The sequence below is a fragment of the Capnocytophaga sp. oral taxon 335 str. F0486 genome, from assembly GCF_000277665.1.
Classification (GTDB): Bacteria; Bacteroidota; Bacteroidia; order Flavobacteriales; family Flavobacteriaceae; genus Capnocytophaga; species Capnocytophaga ochracea.
In genome coordinates, this window is the sequence record NZ_AKFR01000023.1 from 148,677 (window position 1) to 162,365 (window position 13,689).

The window sequence follows — 13,689 nt, forward strand, 5'->3', positions numbered from 1 at the left end:
ATATAATGAGTAATACAAAGAAAATTAATCCCGACTATGTGTTTGAAACCAGTTGGGAAGTATGTAACAAAGTAGGAGGTATTCACACGGTGATTACCACGAAAGCTCCGAGTATTGCGAAACAATTCAGAAGGAAATATATTCTGATTGGTCCCGATATTTGGCAACACAACGAAAATAAAGAATTTGTAGAAAACCCCGAACTCTTCAAATCGTGGCGTGCTAAAGCAGCTTCTGAGGGCTTGCGCGTGCGTGTGGGGAATTGGAAAATAGAAGGCAACCCCATAGTAATTCTGGTAGATTTCTCTCATTATGTAAGTGCCAAAAACGAGATTTTGCGTTATTATTGGGATAATTACAAGCTCGATTCTTACAATAGTCCGTGGGATTACGTGGAGTCGGTGCTTTTTGGTTATGCAGTAGGGAAGGTGATTGAGAGCTTTGTGAAGTTCAACACTGCTTCACGCGAAAACGTGATTTGCCATTTCCACGAATGGATGACCGGTAGTGCGCTACTCTATTTGGAAGAAGAAATGCCTAAAATAGGTTCGGTATTCACTACTCACGCTACCGTAGTAGGTCGTGCGATTGCCGGCAATGGTTATCCGCTCTACAACGATATGAAGAACTACAAACCCGAAGAAATGGCCTATCGGTTTGGGGTACAACACAAGCACTTCCTCGAAAAAGAAACTACCAAAGTAGCCGACTGCTTCACTACGGTAAGCGAAATTACTGCCCAAGAAGCGTTGCACTTCCTCAGTAGAAAAACTGATATCATCACGCCTAATGGCTTCAACGACGCCATAGTACCAGCTGAAAAAGATTTTGATAAGAAGCGCGCAGAAGCTAAACAGCGTCTTATCAGCGTGGCACAGGCTTTGGTAACCCAACCTATTAGCAAGGATACCAAAATTGTAGCTATCAGCGGTAGATATGAGTTCCGCAACAAGGGTATCGATGCCTTTATTGATGCCTTGGGAGCACTGAATCGGAATTCTAATAACAAGAAAGAGCTTTTGGCTTACATCTTAATTCCTACAGCTCACGATGCGCCTAACCAAGGATTGCTAAACAATTTGCACAACCCTCAGCAAACTACCGAAAACGAACAAAAGCACCTTACCCATATTCTCCCTGATGTGTATCACGATGCGATAATGACTCGTATTTATGAGCAACAGCTCTTCAATAGGAAGGAAGATAAGGTGAAAGTGATTTTCTGTCCAAGTTATCTCAATGGCAACGACGGGGTGTTCAACCTTTCTTATTACGACTTGCTCATCGGGTTGGACGGCACCGCTTTCCCATCGTACTACGAACCTTGGGGCTATACACCACTTGAAAGTTTGGCTTTTAAAGTACCTACTATTACCACTACTTTGGCAGGTTTTGGAAAGTGGGTGAACGATTATTACCCCGAAAAACAAAAAGCGATAGAAGTAGTACCGCGCACCGATAGCAACTACGGTGAGGTAGTAGGCGCGATTGCTAAGAATATTCAGAATTTATTAGACAGGAAAGAACAAGACTTCCAAGAGCTTCGAGAAACAGCAGGTAAAGTATCAGAAATCGCTCTGTGGAAGAACTTAGTACAATACTACATAAAATGTTATGAACTCACTCTTGAAAATATAGAGGACAGAGTGGAGAGTCTGCCTCCGGTAGAAACTGATGGAGTGGCATATTTAGAGAAATCGAAGGTGGTGAACACGCCTAACTGGCGCAGTGTGATTATCCACCGTGCAATTCCAGAAGCCTTGCAACCGCTCGAAGAACTCGCTAAAAACCTTTGGTGGTGCTGGAATGACGAGGCTTACGAAGTTTTTAAATACATCGATAAAGCCCAATGGATAGAAGTGCGTAAGAACCCTATTGCCTTGCTGGACAGCATCTCACTTACTCGTTATAAAGAATTGGAGCAAGATGCGGTATTTATGCGCAATCTTTCGAAAGTATATGGTGATTTCCAAGCCTATATGGCTAAGAAATCGGAGATGGTAAGTCCGTCTATCTCTTATTTTAGTATGGAATACGGCTTACATTCTTCCTTGAAGATTTATTCAGGAGGTTTGGGTATCTTGGCAGGCGATTACCTAAAAGAAGCCAGCGACAAGGCAACCAAAATCACTGGGGTAGGGTTGTTATACCGCTATGGTTATTTCACTCAAAAACTATCTTCAGCAGGTAACCAAGAAGCTGACTACGAAGCACAAGATTTCTCGAAGATACCTGTAACGCCTGTAACAGATGAGAGTGGAAAATGGTTGATTATATCAATAGATTTACCAGGCAGAACCCTATATGCACGTGTATGGCGTGTGGACGTAGGTCGTATAGAGCTTTATCTTCTCGACACCGACTTTGAGAACAACCGCGAAGACGACCGTTCTATCACCCACCACTTATATGGAGGCGACTGGGAAAACCGTCTTAAACAAGAAATGTTATTAGGTTTAGGAGGTATTAAGATGTTGCGCAAGCTAGGTATCGACAGTGATATTTACCACTGCAACGAAGGGCACGCTGCCTTTATAGGTTTGGAACGCCTCAGCGAGTATATACAAAACGAGAACCTTACTTTCTCGGAAGCGATGGAAGTGGTGCGCGCTTCGTCACTCTTTACTACTCACACCCCAGTACCCGCAGGTCACGATGCTTTTGAAGAAGGGCTATTACGCTCTTATTTAGGAAATTATGCCGACATATTGCACGTGAATTGGGAACAAATACTCGCTTTAGGTAAAATAAACTTGCAAAACCCACACGAGAAATTCTCGATGAGTAACCTCGCAGCGAACCTTTCGCAAGAAGTAAACGGTGTGAGCTGGCTACACGGTGAGGTAAGTAAAGAAATCCTCAAAGACTTGTGGCCAGGTTATATGCCCGAAGAACTTCACATTAGCTATGTAACCAATGGGGTACACCAACCTACGTGGACAGCTGGCTTGTGGAAAGAAGTAGAAAACGAGGTGTTTGGCAAAGACTACAAAACACACCACTACGACCCTAAGAGCTTTGAGGGCATCTATAAGGTATCTGACCAACGCGTGTGGGAAATCAAAACGGCTCTTCGTTCTAAGCTATTGCGCCGTGTAGAACAAAAGCTACGTTTAGAGAAGAACACCCCTTATTTCTCTCCACGTCAGTTAGTGGAAATCAAAGAGAACTTACGCGAAGATATCCTTACCATTGGTTTTGCACGTCGTTTTGCGACCTACAAACGCGCTCATTTGCTCTTTACCAATATAGAGCGTTTGGATAAAATAGTGAACAATCCTGAGCGTCCTGTACAGTTCATCTTTGCCGGTAAAGCCCACCCTGCCGATAAAGCAGGACAGGATTTGATTAAGAATATTGTGGAAATCTCGAAATTACCACAGTTCTTAGGCAAGATATTATTCGTTCCTAACTACGATATGGAGCTCGCGCGCCATATGGTACAAGGGGTAGATGTATGGATGAATACCCCTACACGTCCGCTAGAAGCCTCAGGAACCAGTGGAGAAAAAGCTGCGATGAACGGGGTAATGCACTTCAGCGTACTTGATGGTTGGTGGGTAGAAGGTTATCGGGAAGATGCCGGTTGGGCTCTCCCTATGGAACGCTCCTACGAAAACCAGCAGTATCAAGACGAAATGGATGCAGAGACGATTTACAACATTATTGAAGACGAGATAGCTCCTATATTCTATGATAAGAATAAAGATGGTATCTCATCGCGCTGGTGTGCGCTCATTAAGAATACCATTGCCAAAGTGGCGGTAAACTTTACCACTACTCGTATGCTCACTGATTACGAAAAGCAATACTATTACCCAATGACTGAGCGCGTAACCAAGATTAAAGACAATCACTTTGCAATCGCTATTGAACTTTCGAACTGGAAACGCAAAGTAACTCAAGAATGGGATAACATAAAGGTAGTGAGCTTTAAAGTGCCTAATCGCAATGAGCAACTCATTTCTATTGGCAAAATATACAAAGGTGAAATTACCTTAGAATTAGGAGAATTACGCCCTGAAGACGTAGGAGTAGAATTGGTAGTAGCCCAACATAAAGACGATAAGTTTAAAGTACTCTCGACAAGTGAGTTTACGGTAGTGGCTCAAGAAGGAAACAAAGCTACCTATCAATTGGAAATTGCCTCAGAATATCCAGGTGCTTTGCACTTAGCAATAAGAATTTTCCCAAAAAATAATTTATTGCCACACCGCCAAGATTTCGCTTTGGTAAAATGGTTGTAACAAATAAATAAGTATTTCATTTTAAAGTATATACGAAGAAAATAAGCAAATATATAAAGGTTAAAAAACCTCTATTTTGGAGAGATTAAAAAGAATAAGAAATGTTAAAATTAATAAAAAAATATCTCTAAAATGATTTTGTATTAAAATAATACTTATATTTGCACCAAAATTAAAATAGTAATCAAAATTCATTTTTTAAGTATGAAGAAAATCAAAGTAACTTTATTTGCTTTAGTTGCTACTTTTTCAGTGGCAGTTCAAGCACAAGATGAAGACAGTCCTTGGCAAATAGGATTTGGAGTGAACTCCGTTGATATTCGTACCCCTGATGCATTCGGGGAATTAATGAAAGACTGGGGAGGTCCAAGCGATATCAATATCCTTCCAGCAGTTTCTCGTCTTTCAGTAGGTAGATATATCGGAGCTGGTTTTTCTGCTGAATTATCAGGTTCTTTAAACAAAATCGAAAAAGGATTCGGTTATGTTAAAGACGGAGAAAAAGTAGATTTTTCTTTCTGGTCTGCAGACTTAGCGTTGCAATACCACTTTAAATCTCTTTGGAACAAAGAGAAAGTAAAATGGTTTGACCCATTCTTACAAGTAGGTGGTGGTTATGCCGCTATTGACAACGAAGGTAAATTCCGCGCCTTAGGTGGTGGTGGTGTAAACTTTTGGTTTACCGAAAACATCGGTATTAACTTGCAGACAGCTTACCACCCTACTTTCCAATCTGATTCAAAAGAGGATTACTTCCAACACGCTGCCGGTATTACCATTAAATTTGGTAAAAAAGACCGCGATAAAGATGGTGTAGCTGACAAAGATGACCTTTGTCCTGATGAACCAGGTAAACCAGAATTGAAAGGTTGTCCAGACCGTGATAATGACGGTGTAGCTGATAAAGACGACGCTTGTCCTGATGAAGCTGGTAAACCAGAATTGAAAGGTTGCCCAGACAGAGACAATGATGGTATCGCTGATAAAGATGACGCTTGTCCAGATGAAGCTGGTCCAGCTGAATTTAACGGTTGCCCTGATACCGATGGTGATGGTGTGCCAGATAACGTAGACCAATGTAAAGACGTAGCTGGTCCTAAAGAAAACAACGGTTGCCCTTGGCCTGATACCGATGGCGATGGTGTACTTGACAAAGACGACGAATGCGTAGATGTACCTGGACCTGCTTCTAACAATGGTTGCCCTGAAGTAACTCAAGAAGTTCAAAAGAAATTGAACGACTTTGCACGCACTATCTTGTTTGACGTAAACAAAGCTACTATCAAACCTCAATCAGCAACTGTATTGAACCAAATCGTTGACGTATTGAACCAATACAAGAACGCTAAATTCTCTATTGAGGGTTACACTGATATCAGTGGTAAGAGAGATAAGAACCAAAAATTATCAGAAGATAGAGCTTACTCTGTTAAAGCTTATTTGATTGAAAAAGGTATCGATGAAGGTCGTTTGACTGCAAAAGGTTTCGGTCCTGATAAACCAATCGCTTCTAACAAAACTAAGAAAGGTAGAGAGCTCAACCGTCGTGTTGAAATCAACTTAGTAAAATAGTTGTTTCTCTAACCCTTTTGTTACACATAAAAAGAGGTTGCCCGTAAGGACAACCTCTTTTTAATTATTAATTGTCAGTTATTAATCACTAATTGTTTATGTTTCCTTCTATCGAAATTCAATTGCAAACCTTACCTACTAATCCTGGTGTCTATCAGTTTTACGATGCTACGGACACGCTTATTTATGTAGGGAAAGCCGTCAATTTGAAAAAGCGCGTTTCTTCTTATTTTCAAAAGGAACACGACAATGCCAAAACACGTATTTTGGTGAGGAAAATTGTGCGTATAGAACACATAGTTGTAGCTACCGAGAGTGATGCATTACTACTCGAAAACAACCTTATCAAGAAATACCAACCGCGCTATAACATTCTCCTAAAAGACGACAAGAGCTATCCGTGGATATGTGTGAAGAAAGAGCGTTTCCCACGTGTGTTCTCTACGCGTAGGGTAGTAAAAGACGGTTCGTTGTACTTTGGCCCTTATACCAGTATGAAAACTGTACACACACTTTTAGATTTGATAAAAGAGCTCTTCGCTTTGCGCAATTGTAATTACGATTTATCTCCGCAAAACATCGCTAACCACAAGTTTAAAGTGTGCTTGGAATATCATCTGAAAAATTGTAAAGGGCCTTGTGAAGGATACCAAAACGAAGCAGATTACAACCAGAATATTCAGCAGATTGTAGAAATCCTCAAAGGGAATTTCAAAGATGCATTACATCAGTTTAAGGAGGAGATGATGGCACTGGCTTCGGAAATGCGATTTGAAGAGGCACATCTCATCAAGCAAAAGATACAGAGTTTAGAGAACTATCAGGCAAAATCGACCATCGTAAGTAGTAAAATTAGCAATGTAGATGTATTTTCTATCGTTTCGGACGAAGAGTACGGCTATGTAAATTTCCTACAAGTAGCCTACGGAGCGATTGTGAGAGCTCATACTTTGGAGATTAAAAAGAAATTGGAAGAAACCGATAGAGAGCTCTTGGAATACGCTATTATTGATATTCGTGAACGTTTCTTCTCTAATTCCAAAGAGATTATTGTGCCTTTTGAGGTTACTCTTTCAGAAGGACTACAAGCGACCATTCCTAAGGCAGGTGAGAAAAAACAACTCTTAGACCTATCGATGCGCAATGCCAAACACTTCCGTCAAGATAGATTCAAACAGGAGAAAATAGTAGACCCCGAACACCATACGAACCGTATTCTCACCCAGATGCAACGCGACTTGCACCTTTCTGTCCCACCGGTACATATAGAGTGCTTTGACAACTCGAATATTCAGGGTACAAATCCCGTATCGGCGTGTGTAGTATTTAAGAATGCGAAGCCGAGCAAGAAAGATTATCGTCATTTTAACGTGAAAACCGTAGAAGGGCCTAACGATTTTGCCTCGATGGAAGAAGCCGTGTATAGACGTTATCGAAGATTGTTGGACGAGGAGCAACCTCTGCCACAACTGATTGTAATAGACGGCGGGAAGGGACAATTGTCTTCGGCATTAAAAGCCTTAGAGCAATTAGAACTGCGCGGAAAGATAGCTATTATAGGTATTGCGAAGCGTTTGGAAGAAATATATTTCCCTGAGGATAGTATTCCATTGTATTTAGACAAGCGTTCGGAAACCTTGCGAGTGATACAGCAGTTACGTGATGAAGCTCACCGTTTTGGGATTACCTTCCACCGGCAAAAGAGGAGTAAATCGGCTATTGTATCGGAGCTTGATGGAGTAGAGGGCATAGGAGAAAAGACTAAAGAAACACTCTTGCAACATTTTAAATCGGTAAAGCGCGTAAGAGAAGCTACTTTAGAGGAGCTTACCCAAGTAGTAGGTTTTAGAGGTAAGAAAGTATATGAATATTTCCAGAGTCATAAATAAAAACGAAGGCTTTATCTGTTGCTAATTACAATTTGTTTCATACCTTTAGAGCAAGTTCTATTATAGAAATAATCTATGGCGAAAACAGTAAACAGCTCAGCTGTAATAGCTTTATAATCAAACGTTATCCAGAGCTAAGACGAACAAAAGACGGTGCGAGCCACACGGGCAGATAAAAAATGAAGGAACAAAAGACGAAGAAAAGACGAACAAAAGACGAACAAAAGACGAAGAACAGTGGTACAAATCTGGGTTCTTAGAGGTGTATAATGAGTACTTTTGCTATAAAAATAATTTATTCTTTTAATTAGAAAGTTTTTAATATATTATTCATAATTATTTTGTATCTTTGTCGCAAGTTTCATCTTAGAAAAAGCCCCTATGAAAAAACTAAGTATGGTAACCCTTTTGGCAATGGCAATGGTAGCTTGCAACAACAGCACCAACACAACGCAAAGCACTGAAAAAGAAACCTCTATTATTATATGATAAAGTAGCGGATAAAGGGAAAGAATGAATAACTATGAAAGTCTCTGAAGCAATTAGTATCACAGATAAATTATTTGAGCTCTACAAAAAAAAGATAGAGGTAAACATTCCTCTATTTCTCTCAAAAATAAAAGAAATACCTCTTACAAAGGAGAGTTTTCAGTTCTATACGGCTGTTTCTTCTATGGCTTCTTCGAAAATTGAAGGAGAAGTATTAGACATCGATAGCTATTTGAAACATAAATTAAATGGAGTAATTTATCAAAAAAACTTAGTTGAAAAACCTAATGATGTGTTTGCTGCCTACACTTTTGCTCAGAACTCTCCCCTTACTGTTGCTAACTTACTGAAAGCACATAAAATTATTACAAAGAATTTGCTAACCGCCAGTTCACAAGGAAAAGTGCGTACTTCGGATATGATTATACGCGATGTAGCAAAAGGAATCGTTATCTATGAAGCCTGCGCTAAGGAAGAAGTGAAAAGTGAGTTTGACGCTTTTTGTAATTTCTTAGAAGAGCTCATAAAACGAACATTATCTGTACAAGAAACGTTCTTCTGTGCCTCATTATTACACTTATTTTTAGTAAAGATACACCCTTTTGACGATGGTAACGGGCGTACAGCGCGCTTGCTCGAAAAATGGTTCTTAGCTGAAAAAATAGGTGAAAATGCTTGGTTTATACCCTCTGAAATCAATTATTGGGAACAGCGTGAAACTTACTACAAGAATATAGCTCTGTTAGGGTTCTTTTACGAAAAACTGAATTATAATAACAGCATACCTTTCTTACTAATGCTACCTAACTTTTTGAAAAATACTACTCAATAACTGAATTATTAATTGTTAATTGCTAATCGTTAATTGGATAATAATGCTTCTTTTCTTTAAAAACCCCAAAAACACTATTTATGTGGTAGCTACCGAAGTTGCCCTTACTGAGACTGACCTCAACAAACTGAAATGGCTGTTTGGCAATGCCCAGCAACTCTCCTCCCCTACCCTTAGCGGTACTTTCATCGGACCTCGTGCGGCGATGATTACCCCTTGGAGTACCAATGCGGTGGAAATTACCCAAAATATGGACATTCACGGGATTACCCGTATCGAGGAGTTTCACGAGGTAACCGACCCTAATACCCCTTTCGACCCTATGCTCTTTGAGCGATACAACGGTCTTACCCAAGATAGTTTTACTATCGACATTCAACCGCAAACAACACTCGAAATCGATGATATTGAAGCGTATAACCAGCAAGAAGGACTTGCGCTAAGCGGCGAAGAAGTTGCCTATTTAGAAAATCTCTCTCAACAATTGGGGCGCAAACTCACCGACTCGGAAGTGTTTGGCTTCTCGCAAATCAACTCCGAACACTGTCGCCATAAAATCTTCAACGGCACTTTTGTTATCAATGGTGAGGAAAAACCTTCTACCCTCTTCAAACTCATTAAAAAGACTTCACAAGAACACCCTAATAGCATTGTTTCGGCTTATAAGGACAATGTAGCTTTCATCAAAGGGGCTACCGTCGACCAGTTCGCACCCAAAAGTGCCGATAAACCCGATTTCTACGAGGTAAAACCTTTTGAGGCAGTACTCTCACTCAAAGCCGAAACCCACAACTTCCCCACTACGGTAGAGCCTTTCAACGGGGCGGCTACAGGTTCGGGAGGTGAAATACGCGACCGTCTCGCGGGCGGACAAGGTTCTTTGCCTTTGGCAGGTACAGCGGTGTATATGACGGCTTACCCCCGATTAGAAGAAGACCGCCCTTGGGAAAAAGGAATGGCAGAACGCCAATGGTTGTACCAAACGCCAATGGATATCCTCATCAAAGCCTCCAACGGGGCAAGTGATTTTGGTAATAAATTCGGGCAACCGCTCATTACTGGTTCACTCTTTACCTTTGAACACGAAGAAGGCGGACGCAAATTAGGCTTCGATAAGGTGATTATGCAAGCAGGAGGCGTGGGGTATGCCAAAGCCTCACAAGCCATAAAGCACACTCCCAAGGAAGGCGATAAAATCGTTATCTTAGGCGGTGAAAACTACCGCATCGGTATGGGAGGTGCTGCCGTATCATCTGCCAATACTGGCGCTTTTGGCGCAGGTATCGAGCTCAATGCCGTACAGCGTTCTAACCCCGAGATGCAAAAACGCGCTGCCAACGCGATTCGCGCAATGGTAGAATCGGACGAGAACCCTATCGTTTCTATACACGACCACGGGGCTGGCGGACACCTCAACTGCCTTTCAGAACTCATAGAAGAAACCGGTGGTAAAATCGACTTAGACCAACTGCCCGTAGGCGACCCTACCCTATCAGACAAGGAAATTATAGGTAACGAATCACAAGAGCGTATGGGATTGGTATTGCCCAATTCGGCTATTGCCAAACTAAAAACCATTGCCGACCGCGAGCGTGCGCCTATGTACGAGGTGGGCGTAGTTACCAACGACAAGCATTTTAGCATTGCTTCTGCAAAGAAAGGTACCCGCCCAATGGATTTAGACCTCAGCGCGCTCTTTGGCAGTTCGCCAAAAACTGTAATGACCGATGAAACAGTAGTTACTAATTACGAAGAGTTACACTACTATGCAAGTCAGTTACAGAACTATTTGGTACAAGTACTGCAATTAGAAAGTGTGGCTTGTAAAGACTGGCTTACTAATAAGGTAGACCGTTGTGTAGGGGGCAAAGTCGCCAAACAACAATGTGCAGGCGCACTACAACTCCCTTTGAACAACGTAGGGGTGATGGCTTTGGATTACAATGGCAAAGAAGGAATCGCTACCAGCATAGGTCATTCACCTCTTACGGCACTCATCAGCCCTAATGCAGGCAGTCGCAATGCTATTGCCGAAGCACTGACTAACATCGTTTGGGCGCCACTAAAAGACGGCTTGCAAAGTGTATCGCTATCCGCCAACTGGATGTGGGCGTGCCGTAATAAAGGAGAAGATGCGCGTTTGTACGAAGCTGTAGAAGCCGCTTCTAATTTTGCGATTGAATTGGGTATCAATATCCCTACTGGTAAAGATTCCCTATCAATGAAACAAAAATACCCCGACGGTGGTGATGTGATTGCCCCAGGTACGGTGATTATTTCGGCGGCTGCCCATTGTACTGATGTGCAAAAAGTAGTTGAACCTATATTCAAACGCAATGGAGGCAACATTTATTATATCAACTTCTCAGGCGCTCATTTTGAATTAGGGGGTTCGGCTTTTGCCCAAGTATTAAACAAAATAGGCGACAAAGCTCCTACTGTAAAAGATGCCGAAGGCTTTAAAATAGCTTTCAACGTATTACAATCACTGATAAAAGAAGGAAAAATACAAGCAGGACACGACATTGGTAGTGGCGGACTTATCACAACGCTTTTAGAGATGTGTTTTGCCGAAAACGACTTAGGAGCGACCATCGATTTGAGCGGACTTTCAGCCGATGAAGACCTTATCAAAACCCTTTTTGCCGAAAACGCAGGGGTAGTAATTCAAGCCGATAGCAGCATTGAAGCTACTTTGGAAGAAAACTTCTTAGAATGGGCTAATATAGGCGAAGTAACTACTTCACAAGAACTTACTATTCACCATTTCGGAAAATCGTACCATTTCAACATCCCCGAATTGCGCGATGTGTGGTATCTCACTTCTTACCTGTTAGACAAACAACAAACGAAAAATGACAAGGCGACTGAGCGTTATCAAAACTACTCCGAACAGCCTTTACAATACACTTTCCCAGCGCATTTCACGGGCGAAAAACCCATACGCCCCGCAGGCAAACGCCCTATAGCGGCAGTGATACGCGAAAAGGGTAGTAACTCCGAGCGCGAAATGGCAAATGCCCTATACTTAGCAGGCTTTGATGTGAAAGACGTGCATACCACCGACCTTATCAGCGGACGTGAAACCTTAGAAGATGTACAATTTATAGGGGCTGTGGGCGGTTTCTCTAACTCCGATGTATTAGGCAGTGCCAAAGGTTGGGCAGGAGCTTTACTCTACAACGAGCAAGCTAAAAAAGCGTTAGACAACTTCTTTGCTCGCCCCGATACCCTTTCAGTAGGCATCTGCAATGGTTGTCAGTTGTTTATGGAGTTAGAAGTCATCAACCCTGAGCACGCAGAGCACGGCAAGATGTGGCATAACGATAGTGGCAAGCACGAAAGTGGCTTTGTATCAGTAACCATTCCTGAAAACAATTCGGTGATGCTCTCCACCCTTGCAGGTAGTACCTTAGGGGTATGGATTTCGCACGGCGAAGGGAAATTCCACTTGCCATTGGCAGAAACCGAATATAATATCGTAGGTAAATACGCTTATCAGGAGTACCCTGCTAACCCTAATGGCTCTGATTACAACACGGCTATGTTATGCGACAAAACAGGGCGCCATTTGGTAACGATGCCTCACATAGAGCGTTCAGTTTTCCCTTGGCAATGGGCATACTATCCAGGTGAAAAAACAGCGGTTAGCCCTTGGTTAGAGGCGTTTATCAATGCCCGCAAGTGGATTGAAGCACGTAATGCCAAATAAAAATGGTAAATAAAATCTTAAAAAAATAAGTGCGCAAGTATTAAATTTACGCTAAAAAGGGGCTTATGGAGCCCCTTTTATATTAAACTTTTGTTAAACTTAAAAATACGCTTGACAGGTACTGTTTTATTCGTACCTTTGCGTCGCAATGAGGGTGGTAGCTCATTGTAAACTTCAAATAATAGTTTTCATAATTTAAAGTTTTGGTTGGTTAATGAAGAAGTCCGATAATTCTTTTATCGGACTTTCTTTTTTAATTCTTGTAACACTTCTTCTAAATCAACAGAAAAAGAAGGTAATTGTATTGTAATAGTACTGAAAGGGCAATTACCTTTTAGCTTCTTTGTGATATGAATATGCAAGGCATTGGCTTTCAATTCAAACACTACATCTTGGCACAAGGCATAAATATAATGAGTTTGCTCATTGTATTCAAAATAAAGTTCTTCTTCACAAGCTAATCTACTTATACAAAAATATTGCTTCTTATTTACAAAAGCTATTTGCAAAAGCTCTCCCCAATATGCGCGAGGGTTGAGGTCTATTTCTTCAGAGGTAAAAAGTAAGGTGTTCATTATGTCTTAAACTATTTTTTAGTTTCCCATACTATCGGTCGGTTATAAACTGAATATTTGGATTCTGTGTTCATACTGCAATACTCATAATTCTATTATTTCTTTTTACAAAGATACTGATTCTTTCCTGAAAAGCAAGAAGATTTTTAAATTTTAGACTTGAGGAATCTCAAAGAGACTTAGAAAATATCAGAAAAACTTTGAGATATCAAAAATGAATTTGAACTTCCGGAAGATAACGAAGAAGTTCGAAGGAGGTAAGTTAGGTAAAAGGTAAAAGATGAAAGGTAAAATGAGTATGCTTAGCTTATAGAGAGCTTATAGGAAGCTTATACGAATCTTGGACGATTGGTATAGAAAGGGTATATAAATG

At 41.2% G+C, this 13,689-nt stretch carries 6 protein-coding genes; 5 read left to right on the forward strand and 1 reads right to left on the reverse strand.

What is annotated here, in order from left to right; translation table 11 throughout:
- The first annotated feature begins 5 nt into the window (after positions 1-5).
- The 5 genes from glgP to purL all read left to right on the forward strand — a co-directional run bounded on the left by glgP (position 6) and on the right by purL (position 12,741).
- Positions 6-4,247: an alpha-glucan family phosphorylase gene (gene glgP / locus HMPREF1320_RS05215; RefSeq protein WP_009417676.1), complete on the forward strand. Its 4,242-nt coding sequence runs from the start codon at positions 6-8 to the stop codon at positions 4,245-4,247.
- Positions 4,248-4,451: 204 nt separating this feature from the next.
- Positions 4,452-5,819 (forward strand): OmpA family protein, encoded by a 1,368-nt coding sequence (locus HMPREF1320_RS05220; RefSeq protein WP_009417644.1) that lies wholly within the window; start codon positions 4,452-4,454, stop codon positions 5,817-5,819.
- 98 nt (positions 5,820-5,917) lie between these two features.
- Entirely contained in the window at positions 5,918-7,708 is a 1,791-nt protein-coding gene (gene uvrC / locus HMPREF1320_RS05225) for an excinuclease ABC subunit UvrC (protein WP_009417711.1), read from the forward strand.
- 523 nt (positions 7,709-8,231) lie between these two features.
- On the forward strand, positions 8,232-9,029 hold the full coding sequence (locus HMPREF1320_RS05230; RefSeq protein WP_009417651.1) for a Fic family protein: 798 nt from the start codon (positions 8,232-8,234) through the stop codon (positions 9,027-9,029).
- Between the two features lie 43 nt (positions 9,030-9,072).
- Complete coding sequence (purL, locus tag HMPREF1320_RS05235; protein WP_009417679.1) at positions 9,073-12,741, forward strand: phosphoribosylformylglycinamidine synthase; 3,669 nt, start codon at positions 9,073-9,075, stop codon at positions 12,739-12,741.
- A 236-nt stretch (positions 12,742-12,977) separates the two neighbouring features.
- Here the strand turns inward: purL and HMPREF1320_RS05240 are convergent, their stop codons facing one another.
- On the reverse strand, positions 12,978-13,316 hold the full coding sequence (locus HMPREF1320_RS05240; RefSeq protein ID WP_009417609.1) for a hypothetical protein: 339 nt from the start codon (positions 13,314-13,316) through the stop codon (positions 12,978-12,980).
- Between the last annotated feature and the right edge of the window lie 373 nt (positions 13,317-13,689).

Excerpts from the sequence above, each read along its gene's own strand:
- glgP (WP_009417676.1), top strand. The coding sequence starts at position 6 with ATGAGTAATACAAAGAAAATTAATCCCGACTATGTGTTTGAAACCAGT.
- uvrC (WP_009417711.1), top strand. The coding sequence starts at position 5,918 with ATGTTTCCTTCTATCGAAATTCAATTGCAAACCTTACCTACTAATCCT.
- HMPREF1320_RS05220 (WP_009417644.1), top strand. The coding sequence starts at position 4,452 with ATGAAGAAAATCAAAGTAACTTTATTTGCTTTAGTTGCTACTTTTTCA.
- HMPREF1320_RS05230 (WP_009417651.1), top strand. The coding sequence starts at position 8,232 with ATGAAAGTCTCTGAAGCAATTAGTATCACAGATAAATTATTTGAGCTC.
- HMPREF1320_RS05240 (WP_009417609.1), bottom strand. The coding sequence starts at position 13,316 with ATGAACACCTTACTTTTTACCTCTGAAGAAATAGACCTCAACCCTCGC.
- purL (WP_009417679.1), top strand. The coding sequence starts at position 9,073 with ATGCTTCTTTTCTTTAAAAACCCCAAAAACACTATTTATGTGGTAGCT.